The organism is Pantoea sp. Cy-639 (assembly GCF_011752525.1).
Lineage (GTDB): Bacteria > Pseudomonadota > Gammaproteobacteria > Pseudomonadales > Pseudomonadaceae > Aquipseudomonas.
This window is the reverse complement of the sequence record NZ_VWXI01000002.1, coordinates 138,018-163,679: the sequence shown is the minus strand read 5'-3', so window position 1 is coordinate 163,679 and position 25,662 is coordinate 138,018. Positions and strand designations below refer to the sequence as shown.

The window sequence follows — 25,662 nt, the reverse complement described above, 5'->3', positions numbered from 1 at the left end:
AGCGTGGATCGGCGCAAAGTTGCCAAAAGAAATTCGGCTCCGGCCACGGAAAACGTTACCCTATGCAACTTGAATTTTTCGCACTTGCCCGAGGTTACCTCCGTGTTTTCCCAATTCGCCCTGCACGAACGCCTGCTCAAAGCCGTGGCCGAGCTGAAATTTGTCGAGCCGACCCCGGTGCAGGCGGCGGCCATTCCCCTGGCCCTGCAAGGGCGTGACCTGCGGGTGACGGCACAGACCGGCAGTGGCAAGACCGCTGCCTTCGTGCTGCCGCTGCTCAACCGCCTGGTCGACCTGCGCGAGCGCCGCGTCGAGATCCGCGCGCTGATCCTGTTGCCGACCCGCGAGCTGGCCCAGCAGACCCTCAAGCAAGTGCAGCTGTTCTCGCAGTTCACCTACATCAAGTCGGGCCTGATCACCGGCGGCGAGGATTTCAAGGAGCAGGCCGCGATGCTGCGCAAGGTCCCCGACGTGCTGATCGGCACCCCGGGGCGCCTGCTGGAGCAGCTCAACGCCGGCAACCTCGACCTGTCCCATGTGCAGGTGCTGATCCTCGACGAAGCCGACCGCATGCTCGACATGGGCTTCGCCGAGGACATGGAGCGCCTGTGCAAGGAATGCGAGAACCGCGAGCAGACCCTGCTGTTCTCCGCCACCACCGGTGGTGCGGCCCTGCGCGACATGATCGGCAAGGTGCTCAAGGACCCTGAGCACCTGATGCTCAACAGCGTCTCGCAGCTCGCCGAAGGTACCCGCCAGCAGATCATCACCGCCGACCACGACCAGCACAAGGAGCAGATCGCCCAGTGGCTGCTGGCCAACGAGACCTTCGACAAGGCGATCATCTTCACCAATACCCGTGCCCTGGCCGACCGCATCTACGGGCACTTGGTGGCCAAGGACGTCAAAGCCTTCGTGCTGCACGGCGAGAAGGACCAGAAGGACCGCAAGCAGGCCATCGAGCGCTTCAAGCAGGGCAGCTCCAAGGTGCTGGTGGCCACCGATGTCGCCGCCCGCGGCCTGGACATCGACGGCCTGGACCTGGTGATCAACTTCGACATGCCGCGTAGCGGCGACGAATACGTGCACCGTGTGGGCCGCACTGGCCGTGCCGGTGGCGAAGGCCTGGCGATCTCGCTGATCACCCACAACGACTGGAACCTGATGTCGAGCATCGAGCGCTACCTCAAGCAGCAGTTCGAGCGCCGTGTCATCAAGGAGGTCAAGGGCACCTACAGCGGGCCGAAGAAGGTCAAGGCCTCGGGCAAGGCCGCCGGCAGCAAGAAGAAAAAGGTCGAGAAGAAGACCGGCGCCGAGAAGAAGGGCACCGCCAAGCGCAAGCCGGCCGCCAAGCCGAAGGCCAAGGCCCCGTTGGCCAGCGCCGATGGCATGGCACCGTTGAAGAAGCGCGCGCCTAAGGCTGAGTAAGCCGGTTGTCGACAGGGGCCGCAGGCCCCTGTCGACTCAGGCCTGCCACTGCAACGGTGGTGGGTTTTTCGATTTATCCATAGTGCCTGTAGGCGTTTTCCCCAAACCCCTTTTACCCCCTCCCTTTTGCCCATTTGGGCGCCAAACTTCTCTGTCGCGATCAGTCAGGGAGGAGTGGCGTATTTACGTCCGTAAATACGAGGTATCCCATGCGGTTTGAATGGGATGCCGAGAAGAACCGACGCAACATCCACAAGCATGGCATCGACTTCAACGATGTCCCGCCGATGTTCCAGCAGCCTCACCTGGTGCATCAGGATCGACGGTTCGATCAGAAACACTGCTGCCGATAAACCCACCGTCGATACCTCGGACATTTCTGAACTGGATGACGACTTCTTTCACAACGCCGAGTTGCGGGTACCCGCCAAGCAGACCGTGACCATTCGCCTGGATGCCGATGTACTGGCCTGGTTCAAGGAGCAGGGTGCCGGTTACCAGACCCGCATCAACCAGTTGCTGCGCCAGTACATGCAAGCCCAGCAGCGGCGCTGAGCGTGGCGTGGTTCAGGATTCGCTTGTCGATTAGTTGGCACTTGTCGGGCAAGTCCTGGCTTGCGACCTCCAGCAGTGGATGTGAAGGGTGGAGGAGCGCAATGCCTGGAAAGTTCGACGAGGTTGGCCGGGCGGTATCGCCTCGGCACGCGATATCCGGCACTCTCTGCTAAAGCAGCCAGTCAGCGTTCTTTGGGAACGCGTGCCAACCTCGCCAGTCCCACGCTGTGTACCCCAACCGTCCACGGCAGGAGACTCCACCATGAGTACCTACGACTGGGACCTGATCGAACGCCTGCTGCACGAAGTGCACAATGGCGCCGGTCACAGCTTCACCCCACGCCCCTATGCCGAGCAGCATGCCGCGGCGCTGGCCGCCAAGGGCCAGCCACCAGGCGATCTCGACCATCTGAAGACCCGTGCCTGCGAGTACGAGAAGCGTCTTCTCGAGCGCGGATTCATCGAGAGTCGGCCCGAAGAGGTCGGTGGCAACGGCGAGAACTTCGTCCTAACCGAACGTGGCTCGCGCCTGCTCAGCTTGATCGACAGCAGCATCCCCGGTTTCGAGTACCCACGCCAGGTACTCGATCAACAGGAGGATGCACTGGATGAGAACACCTTCGATTGGGTGTCTGCCGAGGCACGAATCGCAGGGGGCGCAATTTAGGCTGGCATCGGCAAGGCCTGGCGTCTGATAATCGGGATCCATTCTCACTGCCGAGCCATGCCATGACGCTCAACCAGCAAAGGGGCCGCCCATGACCGCGGCCCGCAAGAATCCTGACGCCTTCGCCTTCCAGGTGATGCTTGGGCTGTGCTTGATCTGGGGTTGCCAACAGGTGTTGATCAAATCGGCTGCGGTCGATATCGCGCCTGTGATGCAGGCGGCTTTCCGTAATGGTATCGCCGCCGTGCTGGTGGGGGTGCTGGTCTGCTTTCGCGGCGGCTGGGAACTGGTGGGCACCACGTGGCGCGCCGGGTTGCTGGCCGGCGCGCTGTTCGGGCTGGAATTCCTGTTCATCGCCGAGGGGCTGAAACTGACCTCGGCGGCGCATATGTCGGTGTTCCTCTATACCGCGCCGATCTTCACGGCGCTGGGGCTGCATTTCATGATGCCCAGCGAGCGACTGCGGTTGTTGCAGTGGCTGGGCATCTTGCTGGCCTTTGCCGGTATCGCCTTGGCGTTCGCGGGCGGAGTTTCCCTGGAGCACCTCGATGGGCGCATGTTGCTGGGCGATGGCCTGGCGATCCTGGCGGGGCTGGCGTGGGGTGCCACCACGGTGGTGGTGCGTGGCTCGCGGTTGTCCGAGGCACCCGCGACCCTGACTCTGTTCTATCAGTTGGGAGTAGGGTTCGTCGGGCTGATGCTGATAGCCCTGCTCAGCGGACAGATCGCTGATTTCTCGCTTACCCCGCTGGCGGTGGGCAGCGTGCTGTTCCAGGGGATCGTGGTGTCGTTCGTCAGCTACCTGACCTGGTTCTGGCTGCTGCGCAAGTACCTGGCGTCGAACCTGGCGGTGTTCTCGTTCATCACACCGCTGTTCGGGGTGACCTTCGGCGTGGTGCTGCTGGGCGAGCCACTGAGCCTGAATTTCGTGATCGGGGCGGTGATGGTGCTGCTGGGTGTGATCATGGTCAGTGCCGAGGGCTGGGTACGTCAGCAATTGCGCAGGGTCGTAGGTTAGCGTCGCTGGCTGGTCCCGCTTGGGTGCGCCACACTCAACCTGTTTGCCGCAGGCCAGGGCAAGGCTCGGCGGGGGACAGGCTGGTCGTGAGCACCAATATCCCGGCGAGCCCCATCCCCAGGGCAGCCAGCACCAGCGCTGGCTGCAACCCACCACTGAAATGGCTGCTCAATGTCGCCAGCAAGGGGCCGCTCAACTGCCCCAGCGCGAAGCATGCGGTCAACAAGCCCGCATTGCGCTGCGTGGCGTGAGGCGCCAGCTCCCGCGAGCGCTGCATGACAAGTTGCATGCAGGCCAGGAACGGGCCGCCGCACAGCAGTACGCCGAGCCCCAGCCCGATGCCGCCGCCCAGCAGGCATGCCAGCACGCCCAGTCCTTGCAACCATAGCGTGGCGACGAGCCAGGTCGACGTGCGCCCCGGGCGACGCAGGCTGACGATGACCACGCCAAGCGCGGCAGCCAGGCCGAACGCTGGCCAGAACAGGTCAGCCTGCCACTCTCCGTGAAACTGCTGGCTGGCCATTTGCGACAGGAAGGTGGCCGGTAGGATGTAGCCGATACCGTAAAGCGCATAGACCAGCCCCAGGCGACCGATGCCGCCACCTGCGCCAGCATTGTTGTTCAGCACCACGGGCGCGGCCTCCAGCGCCCGGGGCAAGCATGGCAGGATGGCCAGCAGCATCACCAGTGCCGCCACGCCATACACCAACCACAGTGCCGCCGAGCCCAGCCCCAGCAAATGTGCGACCAGAGCCAGCAGCCCCGTCAGCGCGATGCCGGCGCCAGGGCCGGCGAACACCAGCGCACCGAGTCGCTGGCGACCTTGGGCATTGGCCAGTTGCTGGCTGAGGCTGGTGATCATCACCAGTACCCAGGCACTGGCCACGCCAGTACCGAAGCGCAGCAGCAGGTGGCTGTAGAAACCCTCGGCGGCCCACGAGGCGAGGGTCAGCAGCACGCACAGCCACAGCCCACCGTACAGGCGTAGCCGCACCTGAGCCGGCTGGCGGGCGAACATGCCGTCCACCGCCCCAAGGAAGTAGCCGAGGTAGTTGGCGGCGGCGACCAGGCCACCGGCGCTCAGGTCGAGCTGACCCTCGGCGATCAGCCGGGGCAATTGCGGGGTCAGGGCGAAGCGGCCGATACCCATGGCCATCATCAGGGCCACGGCGCTGGCCAGCAGTTGCACGAAGGGCGACATGGCAGGTTTCCTGTTCGAAGGGATGCGATGGATGGCAGGGTAGGGCGGATTGACTTTCAACAAAATTGAATAATGATGATCAAGTTGTTCTGTTTTGGAGAATGTCATGGAGTTCAGCCAACTGCGCATCTTCCAGGCCGTTGCCGAGGAAGGCTCGGTGACCCGTGCCGCCGAACGGCTGCACCGGGTGCCATCTAACCTGTCGACACGCCTGCGCCAGCTCGAGGAGCAATTGGGGGTGGAGCTGTTCCTGCGTGAGCGCCAGCGCCTGCAACTGTCACCGGCGGGCAAGGTGCTGCTGGACTATGCCAGCCGTCTGTCGTCGCTGCGCGACGAGGCCATGGCGGCAGTGCAGGGCGGCCAGCCGGCCGGAGACTTCGTGCTCGGCACCATGTACAGCAGCGCCGCCACGCACCTGCCAGCGTTGCTGGCGCGCTATCACCAGGCCTATCCGGCGGTGAACCTGCAGGTGCGGGCAGCGCCCAGCGGCGAGCTGCTGGAGGGCTTGCTCAGCCATCGGCTGGACGCCGCGCTGGTGGATGGGCCACCGAGCCTGGCTGGGTTGGACGGGGTGCGGCTGTGTGACGAGACACTAGTGCTTATCACAAGTCCGCAACACCCAGTCGTGTACACGGCCAAGGATGTGGCGGGCAAGGCGGTGTTCGCCTTTCGCCAGGGCTGTTCGTACCGCATGCGCCTGGAGGCCTGGTACGCCCATGCCCATACCCCCATGGGGCGGGTGATGGAGATCGAGTCGTACCAGAGCATGCTGGCTTGCGTGATCGCCGGCGCCGGGGTGGCGTTGATGGCGCAGTCGATGCTCGATAGCCTGCCGGGGCGGGAACGGGTGCGTGTCCATCGCTTGCAGGCACCGTTCGACCAGGCGCAGACCTGGCTGATGTGGCGCCAGGGCATGTGTGGTGCGAACCTGCAGGCCTGGGTCGATTTGCAACAAAGCGAAACGATTGACCGACCGTCGGAAGCTGCCATCTCGGCTTGATCCGGGTCAGAATCGCCCATATCTGTAAGAGCAGAAGCATGCGCGATACAGGACATGGGACTATGATCTGTATGACGCATCGCAGGACTGATTGACCGTGAGGCTGACCCGTCAAGGGGGCACTATGAACCAACGCATGTACAACTGGCTCCACGACCTCGCCGTCGCCTTGGGCTTGCTCCCGCCACCGCTGCAGCCGGTGCCGATCCCGACCGACGAAGAGCAACGCAAGCGCCAGCCACGTCGGCGCTGACCATCGACAAAAAAGGCCGCCGCATCTGCACGATGCGGCGGCCTTTTGCGTTCTGGCGCTGGGTAAGCGCGTCATCCGCTTGGTGCAGGAGCTAGCCTTGTTGGCGAAGCAGGCGATGGCAGTGGCTGCGCCGGCAAGGCCGGCGCCTACGATGATCGAGGCCAGAACTGACGGTATCAGGCCAATTTCACGGCGCTTACCGGCTTGCGCGAAGCCAGGCTGACCACCACGAAGCTCACCAGGCCGATGGCCAGGCTGTAGTAGATCGGCGTGTTGGCTTCCAGGCCATCCTTGAACATGAAGAACAGCGCGGTGGTAAAGCCCAGCGACATGCTGGCGATGGCGCCGGCGGTGGTCGCGCGTTTCCAGAAGATCGCACCGATCAGCGGGATCAGCATGCCGCCTACCAGCAGGTTGTAGGCCAGGGTCAGGGCGCTGATCACATCGTTAACCGCCAGGGCGATGGCCAGCACCACCAGGCCGGTGATCAGGGTGAACAGGCGGTTGACGCCCAGGCTCGACTGTTTGCCTCCTCGCAGTTTCGGCAACAGGTCTTCGGTCAGGGTGGTCGAGGCTGCCAGCAGGCCGGCGCTGGCCGTCGACATCATCGCCGCCAGGGCCGCCGCCATCAGCAGGCCGCGGATACCCTCGGGCAACTGGCCCTTGATCATCTCGGCGAAGGCGTTGTTCGGGTTGACCAGGTCAGGCATCAGCACATGGGCGGCCATGCCGATCAGGGCGCAGGCCAGGCCGTACAGCACGCAATAGATACCGGCGGTGGTGCCGGCGCGCTGGCAGACCTTTTCGTCACGGGCGGTGAACACCCGCTGCCAGATGTCCTGGCCGATCAGGATGCCGAAGAAGTAGATCAGGAAGTAGGTGATGATGGTGTCCCAGCCGATGCTGGTCCAGCTGAAGCTGGACGCTGGCAGCTTGGCCACCAGCATGTCCCAGCCGCCGGCCTTGTACAGGCACACCGGCAACAGGATGAACATCAGGCCGACGGTCTTGATCACGAACTGAACGATGTCGGTGAGGGTCAGCGACCACATGCCGCCGATGGTCGAGTACACCACCACCACGCCGCCGCCGAACAGCAGGGCCATCCAGAACGGCACGTCGAGCAGCACCTGCAGCACGGTGCCCATGGCCAGGGTCGAGGTGACCGCGATCATCAGTGCGTAGGCGAGCATGATCGCCGCGCTGGCCTGGCGAGCCATCGGGTTGTAGCGACGTTCGAGCACCTGGGTGACGGTGAAGATCTTCAGCCGCAGCAGCGGCTTGGCGAGGAACAGGTTGAGGGCGATGATCCCCAGGCCCAGCGCTGCGCACAGCCAGAAGCCGGAGATGCCGTGGACATAGCCCAGGCGCACGGTGCCGACGGTGGAGGCGCCGCCGAGCACAGTGGTGGCCATGGTGCCCATGTACAGGGTGGGGCCGAGGTTACGCCCGGCCACCAGATAGTCTTCATGGGTCTTCGCGCGTCGCATGCCATACCAGCCGAGGCCGAGCATGCCGGCGGCATAGATCAGTACAACGATGATGTCCAAGGCCATTGGGGGTCTCCCGATTATCTTTATTATGGCGAGATCGGCCGTCCGGACGGGTTCACGGCGTCCGGCGGTCCTGTCTTGTATTGGCGGGCCTCTATGGCCCTCCCGAATGGCTCCTGCCGGGGTCAAGCTATTGATTGCAGCGCAACGCCCCCGGATTTCTGCGCTTTCGCGACACAAGGCCGCTCCTGCACGGGCGCTGCCAAATGCTCAGCGGCGCACCACGCCTGGCAGCACGCAGAGCATCTCGAACAGCAGGTTGGCGCCCAGCAGCGACGTGTTGCCGGTGGTGTCGTAGGGTGGGGAAACCTCGACCAGGTCACAGCCGATCAGGTCCAGGCCATGGCAGCCGCGGATGATCTCCATCGCCTGGATAGTGGTCAAGCCGCCGATTTCCGGGGTACCGGTACCTGGCGCCCAGGCGGGGTCGATACCGTCGATGTCGAACGACAGGTACACCGGGCCGCCGCCGACTTTCTCGCGCACTTCGGCCATCAGCGGTTCCAGCGACTTGTGCCAGCATTCCTCGGCCTGGACCACACGGAAGCCCTGACGCCGGCTCCAGTTGAAGTCGTCGGCGGTGTAGCCCTGAGCGCGCAGGCCGATCTGCACCACGCGGTCGCAGTCCAGCAGGCCTTCCTCGACGGCGCGGCGGAAGGTGGTGCCGTGGGCGATCTTCTCGCCGAACATGTGGTCGTTGACGTCGGCGTGGGCGTCGATGTGGACCAGGCCGATCTTGCCGTGCTTCTTGTGCAGGGCACGCAGGATCGGCAGGGTGATGGTGTGGTCGCCACCCAGGGTCAGCGGGATGATGTTGTGTTCGTGGACTTCATCGTAGGCCTCCTCGATGATGCGCACGGCGTCGAGCAGGTTGAAGGTGTTGATCGCCACGTCGCCGATGTCGGCCACCGACAGCGAATCGAACGGGGCAGCGCCGGTGGCCATGTTGTATGGGCGGATCATCACCGATTCGGCGCGGATCTGTCGCGGGCCGAAGCGGGTGCCGGAGCGCAGCGAGGTGCCGATGTCCAGTGGCACGCCGATGAACGCGGCGTCCAGGCCTTCGGCGCTTTGCAGGTGGGGCAGGCGGAGCATGGTGGCGATGCCGCCGAAACGCGGCATTTCGTTGCCGCCCAGTGGTTGGTGGAGAATCTTGTCCACGGTGGGCCTCATCAGTCGGTCGATTGTTCTGTTTGTTCGAACCTGTGCCGCCGCACGCCTTTCGGATCGGATATGGCCGGCGGGCAGGGACATTTCGCCGCAGTCTGCGCAAGGTAGTGGCCGGGAAGAATCGCTACCGACAAAAACTTACTTCAGGAATTTCTGAACTATCCAGCGTCAGGCGCGTTAGACTCTGCCGATTTCCTGCCTGCGGAAGCCCGTGCCATGGCCTCATCGCTGCCCGATCTGAAACTGCTGCGCATCTTCGCCAGCGTGGTGCGTCACCAGGGCTTCGCCAATGCCCAGCGCGACCTCAACCTGTCCACTTCGGCGATCAGCACCTACATGAGCCAGTTGGAGAGCGCCCTGGGTATTGTGCTGTGTCACCGGGGCCGGGGCGGGTTCAGCCTGACCAGCAAGGGCGAGCTGTTCCACCAGGAGACCCTGCGCCTGCTCGGCGAGCTGGATGGTTTCGAGCAATACGCGGCGGCGCTCAAGGGGGAACTGCGCGGCACCCTCAACCTCGGGGTGATCGACTCCACCGTCGGGGATCGGGCGCTGCCGCTGGCCGAGGCGATTGGCGCCTACAGCCAGGAGCACCCGGCGGTGCACCTGCACCTGTCGGTGTCGAGTCCCTACGAGTTGCAACTGGGCGTGCAGGACAACCGCCTGGACCTGGCCATCGGCGCGTTTTCCTCGCGCATGAGCGGCCTGGTGTACCAGCCGTTGTACCGCGAGCAGCACTGGCTGTACTGCAGCAACCGTCACGCGTTGTTCGGCGAGCGGCGCATCCCCGAACCGGTGGTCACCCAGCAGCGCATGGTCGGGCGCGGCTACTGGAGCCAGGCCGAACTGGCCCGGCATGGCTTCAAGCACAGTGCCGCCACTGTGGAGAGCATGGAGGCGCAGTTGATTCTGATTCTCTCCGGCGCCTACATCGGCTACCTGCCTGAGCACTACGCCCAGGCCTGGGTCGACAAGGGCGACTTGCGGGTACTGTCGCCGGCGACCTTCGGCTACCAGGCGCCGTTTTCCCTGATCATTCGCCGTGGCCGCAGCCGGGAACCCTTGATCCAGACGTTCCGCGACTTGCTCAAGAGCCAGCTCAACGTCGGTTGAGGGGTGTCGCGCTGAGGGCATTCCGTCAGGGTGAGTAAATTTCCTACAAAGCTTGACCGCTGACGTGCTGGCCATCTGCTAAATATCTACTTGCTTTGATGATTTTCCCATTCATCTGGATAAGCAAGGGATCGCCACCGATGCGCATGAATTTGCCCGTCACCGAGCACGAAAGAACTTTCCCACAAGATCAGCGGCTCATCTCCACTACGGATCTGAACAGCCGCATCACCTATTGCAACGACGCATTCGTGGCCATCAGCGGTTTCACCTACGACGAACTGGTGGGCCAGCCCCACAACCTGGTGCGTCACCCCGACATGCCGCCTTCGGTGTTCGGCCATATGTGGGAGACCATCAAGCAAGGCAAGCCGTGGATGGGCGTGGTCAAGAACCGCGCCAAGAACGGCGACTTCTACTGGGTCAGCGCCTATGTCACGGCGGTGTACGAGAACGGTCGCATCAGCGGCTACGAGTCGGTGCGCTCGGTGCCGAGCCGCGAGCAGATCCGCCGCGCCGAGAAGCTCTATGCGCGCTTGCGCGCCGGGCGTTCGCCGGTGCCACTGGCCGCTCGCGTGGCCTACGGGGTTGGCCATGGCTGGCCGCTGATCGGTGTCGGCCTGGTGTCGGCGGCCGCCTACCTGTGGCTGCCCCCTTACGCAGCGCTCGGTGTGCTGGCGGCCAGCCTGCTGGCCGCCTGGTACGTGGTCGAGCACCGGCAGAACCAGTCGATCCGTCGGACTCTCGAAGAGCACCCCAAGGCCTTCACCAGCCCGCTGGTGGCGTTGACCTACAGCGACAACCCAGGGCTGCAGGGCCAGCTCGACCTGGCGATCATCAGCGAGGAGGCGCGCCTGCAGACAGCCCTGACCCGCCTGGTGGACGCCGGGGTCGGGGTCAAGTCGCGCGCCGCGCAGTCGGCTGATCTGTCCGATGCCCAGGCACAGATGCTCGACCGCCAGCGCAGCGAGACCGACCAGTCGGCCACCGCCATCGCGCAGATGGCCGCGACCATCCAGCAGGTCACCCACAACGTGCAGAGCACTGCTCACGCGGCCAGCGACGCCGACCAGCTGGCCCAGCACGGCAGCGACCTGGCCCAGCAGAGCCTGCAGGCCATGGGCAGCATGCGCGAGGCGGTGAGCGACATTGGCCAGGCGGTCAACGCCCTGGCCGAGCAGACCCAGTCGATCGGCAGCGTGGTGGACGTGATCACCTCGATCGCCGAGCAGACCAACCTGCTGGCGCTCAATGCGGCCATCGAGGCCGCACGGGCCGGTGAGCAGGGGCGAGGCTTCGCCGTGGTGGCCGACGAGGTGAGGTCGTTGGCCCAGCGCACCCGGGCCTCGACCGAGGAAATCCACCACATCATCTCGACCTTGCGTACCGGTGCCGACCGCGCGGTAGCCAGCGCCAGTCGCGGGCAGCAGATTTCCAGCGACAGCGTGCACAGTGTCGAGGCGGTGCAGGAGGCGTTGTCGGGGATCGCCCAGGCGGTCAGTCGCATTACCGGCATGAGCCAGCAGATGGCCACGGCCTCGGAGCAACAGAGTCATGTGGCCGAGGACATCAACCAGCAGATCGTGCGCATTGCCCACCTGTGCGACGAGAGCGCCGGGCAGGCCAGGCAGGGGGCCGAGATCAGCCAGGACCTGGAGCGGATGGCCGAGTACCTGCATAGCCTGGCCGAGCGGTTCAATCGCTGACGCTGCACCAGGCGCGTGGGAGCGAGCTTGCGCCGCGATTGCGCGAGCGGCCCCGTCGCGGGGCAAGCCCGTTCCCACGTCCGGCCAGACCAAGTGTGGCAACCCTGTGGCAAACTACCCGCCCCAAGGAGCCCACGATGTCCAGACCCCGTTGCGAGCGCTGCCTGCGCCCGCTTGCCCAATGCCTTTGCGCGCTGATTCCGTCGCTCGCCAGTCGTACCCGCGTGGTCCTGCTGCAGCACCCGAGCGAGACCCGCCACGCCCTGAATACCGCCCGCCTGGCTGCCCTGGGCCTGGTCAATGCCGAACTGCGCATTGGCGAAGTATTCGACGACCTTGCCGAACTGCTGGCGACCCCTGGCTATCGACCGGTGCTGCTGTTCCCGGGCGAGCAAGCCCAGGTTCTGACCGCCTATGGCGAAACGAGCGGCATCCCGCTGCTATTGATCGTGCCCGATGGTACCTGGCGCAAGGCGCGCAAGCTGCTGTACCTGAACCCGTTGCTGGAATCCCTGCCACGGGTGACGCTGGCCGATGTCCAGCCCTCGCGCTACCGCCTGCGCAAGGCACCGGAGCCGGGCGCGGTGTCGACGCTGGAGGCGATTGTCCAGGCGCTGAACGTGCTGGAGGCCCCTGTCCTTTTCGATACCCTGCTGCGCCCATTCGAAGCGTTGATCGAGGGGCAGATCAGTGCCATGGGGAGTGAGACTTTCACGCGCAACCATGGTGGCAACTGAGGGCTCGGTTAACATGTCATGCTGGCGAACCCATACCGTGTAGGCGTCAGCCTTGCAGGCGACTCGGTCTGGACATCGGCTTTGCCGGTTGCCGGGGTGGCATTCTCTCAAGTATCGAGCACGATGGTTACAGGCGCTCTCAGCGCTCGCGCAGTGCCTCGGTCCGGGCCTTGAACACCGGTTTCAACAGGTAATCGAGCACGCTCTTCTGCCCGGTGATGATGTCCACCGTGGCCACCATCCCGGGGATGATCAGCAGCGGCTTGTTGTCCCCGCCCAGGTGGTTCTTGTCGGTGCGTACCTGGATCAGGTAGAAGGCGTTGCCCTTGTCGTCGGTGACGGTGTCGGCGCCGATCAGTTCCAGCTTGGCCTTCAGGCCGCCGTAGATGGTGTAGTCGTAGGCGCTGAACTTGACCATCGCCGTTTGCCCCGGATGCAGGAAGGCCACGTCCTGCGGACGCACCTTGGCTTCGATCAGCAGGTTGTCCTCGATCGGTACGATCTCGATCAGGTCGCTGCCGGGCTGGACCACCCCGCCAATGGTATTGACCTTGAGCTGCTTGACGATGCCGCGTACCGGCGAGACCACGGTGGTGCGGTTGACCCGGTCGTCGATGGCGATGCTGGTGGCGGTGATCTTCGACAGTTCGGTGCGCTTGTCGTTGAGTTCCTTGGCCGCGTCGGAGCGAAAGCTTGCATCGGACTCCTGGATCTTGCTGCGGATCTCCGCCACCGCGGCCTCGGCGCGGGGGATCGCCAGGCTGGTGGCGTTGAGCTGGCCACGGGCCTCGACGGTGCGTTGCTTCAGGCGCAGGATCTCCACGGGCGAGATGGCGCCCTTGCCGACCAGCGGCGAGGACATGTCCAGTTCCTGTTGCAACAGGCCGACGGCCGAGCGGTACTGTTCGACCTTGGAGCGAAACTCGGCGAGCTCCTGGGTCTTCTGGCGCAATTGTTCATTCAGGGTCTGCTTCTCGCTGGCCAGGCGTCGCTGGCGCGAGTCGTACAGCGACGTTTCGTCCTCGGCTACCTGCGGCGCCTTGCTGCGCACTTCGTCCGAGAGTACGAAGGGGCGGCCTTCGGCTTCGGCCGACAAACGTTCGACCTGGGCGGTGAGGGCATAGCGGTCGGCCTCGCTTTCGCCCTTGTTGGACTTGAAGCGGGTGTCGTCCAGGCGCAGCAGGGTGGCGCCCTTGTCGACCATCTGGCCTTCGCGCACGAAGATCTCGGTGACGATGCCGCCCTCGAGGTTCTGCACCACCTGGACCTTGCTCGAGGGGATCGCCTTGCCCTCGCCGACGGTGACCTCGTCGAGCACCGCGAAGTTGGCCCAGAGCAATGCCACCAGCAACAGGATCGCTGCCAGCCACACCGTCAGGCGCGACAGGCTCGGCGAGTCCTGCAGGGTGGCTCCGGCCAGCTCCGGCATGTAGTCGCGCTCGGCGCGATTGCCGGCGCCCTGGAGGTAACTGCGCACGCTGTGGAGGAGGGTCATGGGCTACCTCGCCGAAGTGGCAACGTGGGGGCGGGCTTGCCCCGCGATGGTGGTATCGCGGGATCTCTCAGGGTTGGTTCAGAGCGCCGCGCCGATGCGGCCCTTGCGCAGGGCGTCTACCACCGCGTCCTTGGGCCCGTCGGCGACTACTTTGCCGTTGTCCAGCACCAGCAGCCGGTCCACCAGACTGAGCATCGAGGTGCGATGGGTGACCAGCAGCACGGTCTTGCCCGGCACCGTTTCCAGCAGGCGTTGGCGCAGTTGCTCCTCGCTGCTGTTGTCCATGTGGCTGGTGGGTTCATCGAGGATCAGGATCGGCGGCTCCAGCAGCAGCGCCCGAGCCAGCAGCACGGCCTGGCGCTGGCCGCCGGAGAGCAGTTGCCCGCGCTCGCCCACCGGGCGCTCGAACCCCTGTGGATGTTGCCGGGCCAGTTCGCTGACCCCCGTCAGCTCGGCCACCTCGAGCATGCGCGCATCACTGACATGGCGGGCACCCAGGGTTAGGTTGTCGCGCAGGCTGCCGGCCAGCAGGGGCAGGTCATGGGCGACGTAGCCTATCTGGCTGCGCAGGTCGGCGATGTCCAGCTGGCGCAGGTCGAGATTGTCCAGCAGCACCTGGCCCTCGTCGGGGTGATGGAAGCCCATCAGCAGGCGCGCCAGGGTACTTTTGCCCGAGCCGCTGCGGCCGATGATGCCGATGCGTTCGCCCGGTGTGAGCGTGAGGTTGACGTCGCTGAGCGCCGGGGCTGCCTGTCCGGCGTAGCGGAAGGAGGCGTGGCTGACGCCTACCCGGCCCAGTAGCGCGGTGTGTTCCAGGGCCTGCTGCTGCGACTGGCGCTCCTGGGGCAAACTCATCAGCGCGTCGGTGCTGCGCATGGTCAGTTGCGCCTGTTGGTAGCGAGTGATCAACCCGGCGATCTGGCCCAATGGCGCGAGCACCCGGCTGCCGAGCATGTAGCTGGCGACCAGGGCGCCGACGCTGAGGTTGCCGGCGATGATGCTGTACACCCCGGCAACGATGGTGGCCATGCCGCAGAACTGCTGGATGAACAGCGTGCCGTTGCTGGCCAGCGACGACAGATTGCGGGCATGGGCGTCGAGGCGGGCGATGGCGCCGTTGGTGTGTTCCCACTGGTACTGGCGCTCGCTCTCGGCGCCACAGGCCTTGAGTGTCTCCAGACCGCCGAGGGTCTCGATCAGCAGGGCCTGGCGCACTGCGCCCAGGCTCAGGCTCTTCTGCACCGTGTCGCGCAGACGCACCTGGATGAACAGTGCCAGGCCCACGGCCACCGGGAAGGCAATCAGTGGGATCAGTACCAGCCAGCCACCCAGCAGGCCGATCACCAGCAGCATCAGGGCGACGAAGGGCAGGTCGATGATACTGGTCAGGGTGACTGCAGTGAGAAATTCACGCAGGCCCTGGAAGTCATGGATGCTCTGGGCAAAACCACCGATGGTCGCCGGGCGAGCCTTCATGCTCATGCCGGTGATGCGTTCGAACAGGGTGGCAGAGAGGATCAGGTCGGTCTTCTTGCCGGCCTGGTCCAGCAGGTGGGCGCGGACCATGCGTAGCACCAGCTCGAAGGCAGTGCCGATAAACAGTCCGGCGACCAGTACCCACAGGGTCGACAGCGCCTGGTTGGGCACCACCCGGTCGTAGGTCTGCATGACGAACAGCGGCACCATCAGGCCCAGCAGGTTGATCAGCAGGCTGGCCAGCAGGGCGTCGCCGTACAGCCAGCGCGAATGGCGCAAGGTGTCGCGGAACCAGGCGTTGACCCTTGGCATGAGCGGTGTGCGCAGGTCTTCCAGGGTATGCCGGGGGCGGGCGAACAAGGCCTGGCCGCTATAGATCTCGGCCAGGCTGTCGCGTTCGACCCACTGCTCGCCGCCGTCGGCCTCGCAGGGCAGCAGCAGGGCCCGGCCATCGTCGCCCCAGCGCCGCAGCACGGCGCAGCGACCGTCGTTGAAGACCAGCAGCACCGGCAGGTTGAGGCTGGATATATCTTCCAGCGCACGCGCCAGCACCCGCCCTTGCAGTCCGGCACGGGCAGCCGCGCGAGGCAGCAGCGCCAGCGCCAGGCGTTGGCGGGCCAGGGGCAGGCCGCTGCACAGGCTGGCCCGGCTGGCCGGGCAGCCATGCAGCTTGCACAGGATCAGCAGGCCATCAAGCAAAGGATCATCGACATCCGGGCGCGGCTGCGCGCTTTGCATACTGGTCACGATGGCCTACTCCTGCCGCGGTGGACGGGAAACGGGCGCTGCTGGAAAAGTCCTTTTCGCCTCGGCCTCAGCGCATGTCGGGCAGCCTCGCCTCATTGCGCACGTCGGTCTTGGCGATCGCCTCGGGTGGCAGCGAGATGCGCTGCTTGCTCAGCAACTCACCCATGTTGGCCAGCACCCGGTACATGGAGAACTCTTCGGTGTAGCGCACCTCGGTGTAACGACGGTTGGCGTTGTACAGCTCGTTTTCGCTGTCGAGCAGGTCGAGCAAGGTGCGTTGGCCAAGGCCGAACTGGTCCTGGTAGGCGGTGCGCACGCGCTTGGTGGTTTCGGCGTATTCACGCGCGCTCGGGGTCTGCTTGCGGGCGTTGTTCATGGCGTTCCAGGCCAGGCTCAGGTTTTCGTTGAGCTCGCGCAGGGCATTGTTGCGGATGTCCATGGCCTGGTTGATCTTGTGTGCGTCCGATTGCAGGCGGGCTTTGTCGCTGCCGCCGCGGAACAGGTTGTAGCTGAGCTCGACGCCGGCTTGCCAGTCGTTGTTGGCGTGGCCCGGCTGGCCGCTGATGTTGTTGTCGGCGCCGGTGGCCAGTACTGCGTCCAGGCGTGGGTAGAAGGGCGACTTGGCCACTTCGTACTGCTGCTCGGCGGATTGCACGTCAGCCTGGGCCGACTTCAGGTAGGGGTTGTTCTCGAGCATGCCCTGGCGTGCGCCCTGCAGATCGGCAGGGACCTCGCCCTTGATGGTCGCCGGGGTTTCCAGCTCGTCGGGCAGGCGTCCGACCACGCTGAAGAAGTTGGCCTCGGCGTCGGCCAGGTCGACTTCGGCGGTATCCAGGTTGTTCTCGGCCAGGGCGCGACGGGCACGGGACTGGTCGAGGTCGGCAGTGCTGCCCACGCCGCGTTCGCTGCGCAGGCTGATCTGGTCGTTGACCCGCAGGTGGGCTTGCAGGTTGTTCTTGGCCAGGGTCACCAGTTCGCGGCGCTTGAGCACCTCGAGGTAGACCTCGACGGTACGCAGGGCCACGGTTTCGGCGGTGGCCTGGGTGTAGTAGGCGCGCGATGTGGCGACCGCCTCGGTGCGGCCGACTTCGTTGGCGGTATTGAAGCCGTCGAACAGCATCTGCCGCAGACGCAATTCGGACTGGGTGTAGTTGAGGGTTTCCTTGTTGTGGTTGCGCGTGCCGTCGGGGTTGAAACCACGGGTGTTGAGGTTATCCGAGCGTTGACGGCCATAACCGGCGACCAGGTCTACGGTCGGGTAGTAGCCACCGCGGGCAAATTTCACATCCTCGTCGGCAGACAGTCGGCTGTTACGGCTGGCGCTGATTTCCGGATGCTGGTCCACGGCGCTCTGGACGGCCTCGGTGATGGACATCGCCTGCGTGTCGGCACACGCCATGGCCAACAAGATCGCACTGGTGATGGGGGTTAAAACGCGCATGGGGTACTTCTCCCTGGTCTAAAAAATGTCCTGCATTCGTCAATAACTTGACGACTTATAAGAATCAAACCTTTTCAGGCTTGTAACAACAGAGCTAAGAACATTTATCGCGCGAGCTAAGAAGAAATTTTCATAAGGTATATGCGAAAAAAAACTTATGAGTTCTAAGCTATTCGGCACATTGTTTCTTGCAAGTGTTTACGGGGATCCGCTTGAGCCGGCGATTTCCGGGGTATCAAGAAAGTTCCAGCATTTATTGCAGCTAAGGAAGCAGGGGAGGAGGGCGAGGGCGGAATATGGCGACAAAAAATTGTCGCCTAATGATGGCCATTATCTATCACCGCTATCGCGACAAACGTCACAGGGCGCGTGATTTCTCACGCAGGTGACAGCAACGCACCGACGGATGAATCATCCCGGTGCGCTGCCCGTATTACCCGGTACGCCTTTGACTGCATACCCATCGGCAGGGGAGGCGTGAGCGCATGGCTAAGTTAATCGGTGTGGTCAGCAAGGTGGTGGGCCAGGTCTTCGCGGTGGGCAGTGACGGGCACCGCCGCCAGTTGGTGGAAGGCGACCGTCTGTTCGTGGGCGAACAGCTGGAGACCGGGGCCGCAGGTGCGGTAGCCGTGCACCTGCACAGTGGCGCCGAACTGACCTTGGGCCGCGACAGCAATCTGCAACTGACGCCGAACCTGCTGGCTGTCCAGGCTCCCCCTGGGCATGCCGGTGACACGACGCCCAGTGCGGCGCAGCTCACCGATGTCGAACGTATGCAACAGGCCATTGCCGCAGGTGCCGACCCGACCCAGCAAGGCGAGGCCCCAGCAGCTGGTGTTGGCAACGGTAACCTTTCGGGCGTGCTCGGTGGTGGTCACAGTTTTGTCCTGCTGACGGAAGTGGGCGGGCGGGTCGATCCAACGATCGGTTTTCCCACGGCGGGCTTCAACGGCTTCCCGGAACTGGATAACCGCTACATCGGTGGCCAGGACACCACGCCGAACGCCGATACGCGCCCCACGACATCGACACCTGTGGTGACGCCGCCGGTGATCGTGCCGGATCATCCGGTCACCCTCAGCGGCCTGGATGTGCAGGGTGGCGAGCTCACGCTCTTCGAAAAGAACCTGGCCGACGGCAGTGCCCCTGACGCCACTGCCTTGACCCAGCGCGGTACCTTCATCCTGAGCGCCCCTGATGGCTTGCAAAGCCTGAGCGTGGGTGGCATCGCGATCGTCAGTGGCGGGGTGGCAGCCGGTTTCCCGCAGTCGATCACCACGGCACTGGGCAACACCCTGACCATCACTGGCTACAATCCGGCGACCGGAGTGGTCAGTTACAGCTATACCCTGCAAGGTAGCGAAAGCCATGCTCCGGGCGACGGTACCAACAGCCTGGCCGAACACTTCAGCGTCACGGCTACCGACAGCAATGGCAGCAGCGCCAGTGGCATGTTGGACGTGAACATTGTCGATGACGTGCCCAATGCCCATCGCGACTTTGCCGACGTCACCGAGGGTGGCACCGTCAGCGGCAATGTGCTGGCCAACGATGTGATCGGTGCCGATGTGCGAGCCGATCATCAATACGTGGTGGGTGTGCGTGCAGGCAGTGACACCAGCACTTCGGCCATCGGCCATGTGGGCGAACAGATCATGGGGCTGTATGGCTACCTGACCCTCGATGCTCAAGGCAACAGCACTTATCACGCCAACCCCAACCTGGACCTGCCTGCGTGGGCCAGCGACACGTTCGTCTACACCATTCGCGATGCCGACGGTGACGAGAGCACCACCACCATCACCGTCAGCCTTCATGACAGCCAGTTGCTCGCTGGTTCCGACAGCTCGGTGACGGTGTATGAAAAGGCGCTGGACCTGGTCCGCGATGGTAATGATCTGGCGGCGGGCAACGTCACCGGCAGCGATCCGACCTCGACCGCCGAGACGGCGTCGGGCTCGCTGGCGGGTTCGGTCACGGGCGGCTCCGGAGCATTGACCTTCACCCTGGTCGGCAACGCCGTGGGGCAATATGGGCAGATTCAGCTCAACGCCGACGGCTCCTACACCTACACCCTGACGTCGGCGCCGAACTCGCCCAATCACATCAACGATGGGCCGAACGTGGTGACCGAGGCCTTCACCTACCAGGTGAAAGACGCGCTGGGCAACTCGACCACCAGCACCATCGTCATCAACATCGTCGACGACGTGCCCAAAGCCCATTGCGACTACGCCGACGTCACCGAAGGCGGTACTGTCAGCGGCAATGTGCTGGCCAATGATGTGATCGGTGCCGATGTGCGAGCCGATCATCAGTACGTGGTGGGTGTACGTGCAGGCAGTGATACCAGCACCTCGGCTATCGGCCACGTGGGCGAGCAGATCATGGGCCTGTACGGCTATTTGACCCTCGACTCCCAAGGCAACGGCACTTATCACGCCAATCCCAATTTGGACCTGCCCGCATGGGCTAGCGACACATTCGTCTACACCATCCGCGATGCCGACGGCGATGAGAGTACGGCGACCATCCACATCAACGTGCACGACAGCCAACTGATCGCCAGCCCGGACAGCGAAGTGACGGTGTATGAGAAGGCGCTGGACCTGGTCCGCGATGGTAATGACCTGGCGGCGGGCAACGTCACCGGCAGCGATCCGACCTCGACCGCCGAGACGGCGTCGGGCTCGCTGGCGGGGTCGGTCACAGGAGGTTCCGGAGCCCTGACGTTCACCTTGGTTGGAAACGCAGTGGGGCAATACGGACAGATTCAGCTCAACGCCGACGGCTCCTACACTTACACCCTGACGTCGGCGCCGAACTCGCCCAATCACATCAACGATGGGCCGAACGTGGTGACCGAGGCCTTTACCTACCAGGTGAAAGACGCGCTGGGCAACTCGACCACCAGCACCATCGTCATCAACATCGTCGACGACGTGCCCAAAGCCCATTGCGACTACGCCGACGTCACCGAAGGCGGTACTGTCAGCGGCAATGTGCTGGCCAATGATGTGATCGGTGCCGATGTGCGAGCCGATCATCAGTACGTGGTGGGTGTACGTGCAGGCAGTGATACCAGCACCTCGGCTATCGGCCACGTGGGCGAGCAGATCATGGGCCTGTACGGCTATTTGACCCTCGACTCCCAAGGCAACGGCACTTATCACGCCAATCCCAATTTGGACCTGCCCGCATGGGCTAGCGACACATTCGTCTACACCATCCGCGATGCCGACGGCGATGAGAGTACGGCGACCATCCACATCAACGTGCACGACAGCCAACTGATCGCCAGCCCGGACAGCGAAGTGACGGTGTATGAGAAGGCGCTGGACCTGGTCCGCGATGGTAATGACCTGGCGGCGGGCAACGTCACCGGCAGCGATCCGACCTCGACCGCCGAGACGGCGTCGGGCTCGCTGGCGGGTTCGGTCACGGGCGGCTCCGGAGCATTGACCTTCACCCTGGTCGGCAACGCCGTGGGGCAATATGGGCAGATTCAGCTCAACGCCGACGGCTCCTACACCTACACCCTGACGTCGGCGCCGAACTCGCCCAATCACATCAACGATGGGCCGAACGTGGTGACCGAGGCCTTCACCTACCAGGTGAAAGACGCGCTGGGCAACTCGACCACCAGCACTATCGTCATCAACATCGTCGACGACGTGCCCAAAGCCCATTGCGACTACGCCGACGTCACCGAGGGCGGCACTGTCAGCGGCAATGTGCTGGCCAACGATGTGATCGGCGCCGATGTGCGAGCCGATCACCAGTATGTGGTGGGCGTGCGTGCAGGCAGTGATACCAGCACCTCGGCTATCGGCCACGTGGGCGAGCAGATCATGGGCCTGTACGGCTATTTGACCCTCGACTCCCAAGGCAACGGCACTTATCACGCCAATCCCAATTTGGACCTGCCCGCATGGGCTAGCGACACATTCGTCTACACCATCCGCGATGCCGACGGCGATGAGAGTACGGCGACCATCCACATCAACGTGCACGACAGCCAACTGATCGCCAGCCCGGACAGCGAAGTGACGGTGTATGAGAAGGCCCTGGACCTGGTCCGCGATGGCAATGACCTGGCGGCGGGCAACGTCACCGGCAGCGATCCGACCTCGACCGCCGAGACGGCGTCGGGCTCGTTGGCGGGGTCGGTCACAGGAGGTTCCGGAGCCCTGACGTTCACCTTGGTTGGAAACGCAGTGGGGCAATACGGACAGATTCAGCTCAACCCCGATGGCTCCTACACCTACACCTTGACCAGTGCGCCGAAGACGCCAGGCGGTGCCGATGATGGTGCGAACACAGTCACCGAGTCGTTCACCTACAAGGCCACTGATGCCCAGGGCAATAGTGTCACCAGCAGCATCGTCATCAACATCGTCGATGACGTGCCGCAGACTGAATCGGCGGTGCGCAGCATCACGCCGAGTCCGGTGGACTCCAACCTGCTGCTGGTGATCGATGTCTCGGGCAGCATGAACGATGCCTCTGGTGTCCAGGGCCTGACCCGCCTGGCCCTGGCCAAGCAGGCCATCAACAGCCTGCTTGACCGCTACGACGCCATGGGCGAGATCAAGGTGCAGATCGTCACCTTCTCCAGCGGCGCCACTGCCCAGTCGCCAGTGTGGGTCTCGATCAGCGAAGCCAAGAGCATCGTCGCCGGGCTCAGCGCGGGTGGTGCAACTTACTACGACGCGGCCGCCACCAAGGCCCAGCAGGTCTTTGCCAGCAGCGGCAAGCTCGAAGGGGCGCAGAACGTCGCCTACTTCTTTTCCGATGGTGCCCCCAGCAGTGGCCATGGCATGACGGCCGGCCGCGAGGCAACCTGGGAAAGCTTCCTCGACAGCAATGGCATCAAGTCCTACGCGATTGGCCTGGGGGCCGGGGTCAACGAGGGCAACCTCAATCCATTGGCCTATGACGGCAGCAGTCATGTCGACACCAACTCGGTGGTGGTCACCGATCTTGGCCAACTCAGCGCGGTGCTGTCGGGCACGGTGCAGGGCGCGCCGGTCTCCGGCAGCCTGATGAGCGGCGGCACCTTTGGCGCCGACGGTGGTTTCATCAAGGCGCTGCTGGTCGATGGCACCACCTATACCTACGATCCCAAGGCCAACGCCGGGCATGGGGGGTATACGGTAAGCGGCGGGGCCGACAAGGGGCTGTTCGACAGCAGCGACAACAGCCTGATCATCAGGACCGGCCTGGGCGGCAGCCTGCGGGTGGCGATGGACAGCGGCGAGTTCACCTACACGCCGCCGAAGGACATCGGCAGCAACCAGGTGGAGAAGATCGGTTTCGTCGCCGCCGACAACGACGGCGACACCAGCGCTGCCAACCTGACGATCAACGTCAACAGCAATGGCGCGCCGGTGGCGGTGGCCGATCACATCATCACCAACATCGCGGGCAGCAGCCTCAGCGTGCCGGCCGAAGCCTTGCTGGCCAACGACAGTGATCCGGATCACGATCGCCTGAGTGCCTCGCCGATCACTTTCAATACCGGCTTTGCCGACAAAGGCGCGGGCTTCACGGTCGGGGCCCAGGTCCAGACCGTGCTGTTCGATGGTGTACCCAACAAGCCCGAGAACCAGTTCCGCGATCTTGCGCGCAGCGAGTTCACCAGCGTATCCGGCAGCATGACCGCTGCCCTGGTGGTGGTCGGCTACCTGGGCGTGATCAGCAGCGCCAACGCCAACGACGAGGACACCTTCACGGTGACATTGCACAAAGGCGAGACGCTGACCCTGGACCACGACCGGCCCGCAGGCAACCTGGCGATGGAGTGGAAGGAGGCCGGCGGCAGCTACCAGGCCATCGCCGATGGTGGCAGCTTCACCGCCAGCCATGATGGGGTGTACAGCGTGCACCTGGTGAATACCGACAATGCCGTGGGCAATAGCAAAGCGGCGGAAAACTACAAGCTGAGCCTGGTGGTGGACTACAGCAACGCCACCAACGAGGTGATCCACGACAGCTACAACCTCAGCGATGGGCATGGCGGCACGGCCACCGGCGCCGTCGACATCACTTACCAGGCCGGGCACACCCTGGCCGGTACCAGTGGCGACGATGTGCTGGTGGGCGGGCCTGGTGACAACATCATCAATGGCGGCGCTGGCAATGACGTACTGGTGGCGGGGCCGGGCAACGATCACTTGTATGGCGGCGACGGCAATGACCTGCTGATCGCCGGCCCTGGCAATGACCTGCTCGATGGCGGGGCGGGCATCAACACGGCCAGTTTCGCCCGGGCAAGCGCTGGGGTGGTGGTCGACCTGAGCCATGTCGGTGTGCAGAACACCGTGGGCGCGGGCATGGACACATTGGTCAACATCGCGAACCTGATCGGCTCGAACTACAACGACACCCTGATCGGCAACGATGGCGACAATGTGCTCAATGGTGGTGCTGGCAACGATGTGCTCAAGGGCGGCGCAGGCAATGACACCCTGATCGGCGGCCCGGGCGACGATGTGATGACCGGTGGCCCGGGCAACGACACGTTCGTCTGGCAGAAGGGCGACACGGGGCACGATACCGTGACCGACTTCACGCCAGGCAGCGATCACCTCGACCTGTCGCAGTTGCTGCAGGGCGAGAACGCCACCAGTGCGTCACTGGACGACTACCTGCACTTCAAGGTCAGCGGTACCGGCAGTAATGTCGTGTCGACCATCGAGGTCAGCAGTGTCGCTGGCGCGGCACCGACCCAGACCATCGACCTGGCGGGTGTCGACCTGGCCCAGCATTATGGGGTTTCTGCCGGGGCGGGCGGGGTGATCGCGGCAGGGCATGACACCGCGACCATCATCAACGGCATGCTCAATGACCATTCGCTGAAGGTGGACACGGTGTAAGCCCACTGCGCCAGCGTGGGCGCGGGCTTGCCCCGCGATGGGGGTCAGCGCAGGCGCCGCAGGGTCTTCTGCTTCAGGATCCACGCGCTGACCAGCACCGCGCTGGTCAACATGAACGCTCGCGCCCAGAACAGCGGCACCAGGTAGCAGGAGAGCCCGATGCTCGCCCACATCAGGCCGATGGCGTAGACCTTGCCCTTCAAGGGAATGCCTTCACCGCTGAGGTAGTCGTGGATCCATGGCCCGAGCTTCGGGTGGTTCACCAGCCAGTGGTGAAAGCGCGGCGAGCTACGGGCGAAGCAGGCCGCCGCGAGCAGCAGGAACGGGGTGGTGGGCAACACCGGCAGGAAAATTCCTGCCACCCCCAGCGCGACACTGAGCCAGCCGGTGGCCAGCAGCAGGTAGCGCACCACGCGTGATCAGTGGTGGCGAGGCTTGAGCAGGGCAGGTTTTTCTTCGGGGGCGTGCAGCAGCAGGAACAGGGCGCTCAGCGCCTCGGGGATCTGCACGATCATGTCGTCCTGCAGGTTGGCGTTGCTGGCGATGTCGGCGAACTCCGGCTGTTCGTCGAACAGGCCCGAGCCGACCATGATCGGCAGGAGCATTTCGCTGACTTCTTCCTCGGCGTTCTCGAACCAGGCCTCTTCACGCAGGAACACACCTTCCATGAAGCCAATGCACCAGCCGCGCAGGTCGGAATCGTCCGGCTCGTCGGTCAGGTCCAGCTCGCATGGCAGGTCGAACTCCTCGTCGCTGGCCAGTTGGCGGGCGATGTGGCCCTTGAGCGCGACCAGGGTGGCTTCGATCTCGGTGCGCTGGGCCTCGCTGGCGTAGTGGGGTTCCTCGGCGAACAGCGCGTCGATCCATTCGCGCTCTGGCACTTCTTCCGAGCAGATCGACAGCGCGGTCAGGTAGCCGTGTGCGGCGACGTAGTCCAGCGCTTCTTCGTGCAGCTCGTCGGCGTCGAGGAAGGCTTGCAGGCGGGTCAGTTGCTCGGCGAAGGACATTACGGGGCTACCTTGGGGAATAAACGATAGTGGATTCTAGCACCTTGCGGCGGCCGGCGGGCAAAGGGAACGTCTGTCACCGGAGCATGCCGGGGGGCAGGGCACTCGGGTATACTCCGCGGTTTTTCGTGCCGGCTGCCGATTTTCGTTGCAGCTGGCAAAAACCGCTTACGCATTCAGTGTGTGCGCGGCGGATTTATCGTCCAGCCTGAGTCCAGGA

18 protein-coding genes are annotated in these 25,662 nt (G+C 64.1%); 10 read left to right on the top strand and 8 right to left on the bottom strand.

Annotated features, from left to right (window positions below; all coding sequences use genetic code 11):
• The first annotated feature begins 102 nt into the window (after positions 1–102).
• The 4 genes from F3J43_RS03005 to F3J43_RS02985 all read left to right on the top strand — a co-directional run bounded on the left by F3J43_RS03005 (position 103) and on the right by F3J43_RS02985 (position 3,668).
• Entirely contained in the window at positions 103–1,428 is a 1,326-nt protein-coding gene (locus F3J43_RS03005) for a DEAD/DEAH box helicase (protein ID WP_166883334.1), read from the top strand.
• 276 nt (positions 1,429–1,704) lie between these two features.
• The gene (locus tag F3J43_RS24265) at positions 1,705–1,983 is read left to right on the top strand and encodes a BrnA antitoxin family protein (protein WP_353618185.1); all 279 of its coding nucleotides are present in this window, start codon (positions 1,705–1,707) and stop codon (positions 1,981–1,983) included.
• 262 nt (positions 1,984–2,245) lie between these two features.
• Positions 2,246–2,650, top strand: coding sequence for a transcriptional regulator (locus F3J43_RS02990; RefSeq protein ID WP_166883332.1), 405 nt, complete (start codon positions 2,246–2,248; stop codon positions 2,648–2,650).
• A gap of 91 nt (positions 2,651–2,741) precedes the next feature.
• Positions 2,742–3,668, top strand: a complete 927-nt coding sequence (locus F3J43_RS02985) for a DMT family transporter (RefSeq protein ID WP_166883331.1) — start codon at positions 2,742–2,744, stop codon at positions 3,666–3,668.
• 34 nt (positions 3,669–3,702) lie between these two features.
• Here F3J43_RS02985 and F3J43_RS02980 read toward each other — a convergent pair whose 3' ends face one another.
• Positions 3,703–4,869, bottom strand: a complete 1,167-nt coding sequence (locus tag F3J43_RS02980) for a YbfB/YjiJ family MFS transporter (protein WP_166883330.1) — start codon at positions 4,867–4,869, stop codon at positions 3,703–3,705.
• A 106-nt stretch (positions 4,870–4,975) separates the two neighbouring features.
• Here F3J43_RS02980 and ptrR point away from each other — a divergent pair, with 106 nt between their 5' ends.
• Together ptrR and F3J43_RS23970 are read left to right on the top strand one after the other, a co-directional pair.
• Positions 4,976–5,869, top strand: a complete 894-nt coding sequence (gene ptrR / locus F3J43_RS02975; RefSeq protein ID WP_166883329.1) for a putrescine utilization regulator PtrR — start codon at positions 4,976–4,978, stop codon at positions 5,867–5,869.
• 124 nt (positions 5,870–5,993) lie between these two features.
• On the top strand, positions 5,994–6,122 hold the full coding sequence (locus tag F3J43_RS23970) for a PA1414 family protein (protein WP_256660254.1): 129 nt from the start codon (positions 5,994–5,996) through the stop codon (positions 6,120–6,122).
• A 176-nt stretch (positions 6,123–6,298) separates the two neighbouring features.
• Here F3J43_RS23970 and F3J43_RS02970 read toward each other — a convergent pair whose 3' ends face one another.
• Together F3J43_RS02970 and speB are read right to left on the bottom strand one after the other, a co-directional pair.
• A complete protein-coding gene (locus F3J43_RS02970) occupies positions 6,299–7,678 on the bottom strand; it encodes a sodium:solute symporter family protein (RefSeq protein WP_166883328.1) in 1,380 nt (459 codons plus the stop codon).
• Between the two features lie 207 nt (positions 7,679–7,885).
• A complete protein-coding gene (gene speB / locus F3J43_RS02965; protein WP_166883327.1) occupies positions 7,886–8,836 on the bottom strand; it encodes an agmatinase in 951 nt (316 codons plus the stop codon).
• 225 nt (positions 8,837–9,061) lie between these two features.
• On the opposite strand from speB, the gene F3J43_RS02960 reads away from it, so the two are divergent.
• The 3 genes from F3J43_RS02960 (at position 9,062) to F3J43_RS02950 (ending at position 12,398) form a co-directional block, all read left to right on the top strand.
• Complete coding sequence (locus tag F3J43_RS02960; RefSeq protein WP_166883326.1) at positions 9,062–9,955, top strand: LysR family transcriptional regulator; 894 nt, start codon at positions 9,062–9,064, stop codon at positions 9,953–9,955.
• Between the two features lie 140 nt (positions 9,956–10,095).
• Positions 10,096–11,661, top strand: a complete 1,566-nt coding sequence (locus F3J43_RS02955) for a PAS domain-containing methyl-accepting chemotaxis protein (RefSeq protein ID WP_166883325.1) — start codon at positions 10,096–10,098, stop codon at positions 11,659–11,661.
• Positions 11,662–11,798: 137 nt separating this feature from the next.
• On the top strand, positions 11,799–12,398 hold the full coding sequence (locus F3J43_RS02950; RefSeq protein ID WP_166883324.1) for a tRNA-uridine aminocarboxypropyltransferase: 600 nt from the start codon (positions 11,799–11,801) through the stop codon (positions 12,396–12,398).
• 139 nt (positions 12,399–12,537) lie between these two features.
• On the opposite strand, the gene F3J43_RS02945 is transcribed toward F3J43_RS02950, so the two are convergent.
• From F3J43_RS02945 to F3J43_RS02935, 3 genes are all read right to left on the bottom strand, one after another.
• Positions 12,538–13,893: an HlyD family type I secretion periplasmic adaptor subunit gene (locus F3J43_RS02945; RefSeq protein WP_166883323.1), complete on the bottom strand. Its 1,356-nt coding sequence runs from the start codon at positions 13,891–13,893 to the stop codon at positions 12,538–12,540.
• A gap of 78 nt (positions 13,894–13,971) precedes the next feature.
• Positions 13,972–16,107, bottom strand: coding sequence for a type I secretion system permease/ATPase (locus tag F3J43_RS02940; protein ID WP_166883600.1), 2,136 nt, complete (start codon positions 16,105–16,107; stop codon positions 13,972–13,974).
• Between the two features lie 76 nt (positions 16,108–16,183).
• Positions 16,184–17,557, bottom strand: coding sequence for a TolC family outer membrane protein (locus tag F3J43_RS02935; RefSeq protein ID WP_166883322.1), 1,374 nt, complete (start codon positions 17,555–17,557; stop codon positions 16,184–16,186).
• 485 nt (positions 17,558–18,042) lie between these two features.
• Here F3J43_RS02935 and F3J43_RS02930 point away from each other — a divergent pair, with 485 nt between their 5' ends.
• A complete protein-coding gene (locus F3J43_RS02930) occupies positions 18,043–24,435 on the top strand; it encodes a retention module-containing protein (RefSeq protein ID WP_166883321.1) in 6,393 nt (2,130 codons plus the stop codon).
• Between the two features lie 44 nt (positions 24,436–24,479).
• Here the strand turns inward: F3J43_RS02930 and F3J43_RS02925 are convergent, their stop codons facing one another.
• On the bottom strand, positions 24,480–24,845 hold the full coding sequence (locus F3J43_RS02925) for a YbaN family protein (RefSeq protein ID WP_166883320.1): 366 nt from the start codon (positions 24,843–24,845) through the stop codon (positions 24,480–24,482).
• A 9-nt stretch (positions 24,846–24,854) separates the two neighbouring features.
• Positions 24,855–25,442 carry a YecA/YgfB family protein gene (locus F3J43_RS02920; RefSeq protein WP_166883319.1) on the bottom strand — a complete coding sequence of 196 codons (588 nt, stop codon included), beginning with the start codon at positions 25,440–25,442 and terminating at the stop codon, positions 24,855–24,857.
• Positions 25,443–25,662 lie beyond the last annotated feature (220 nt).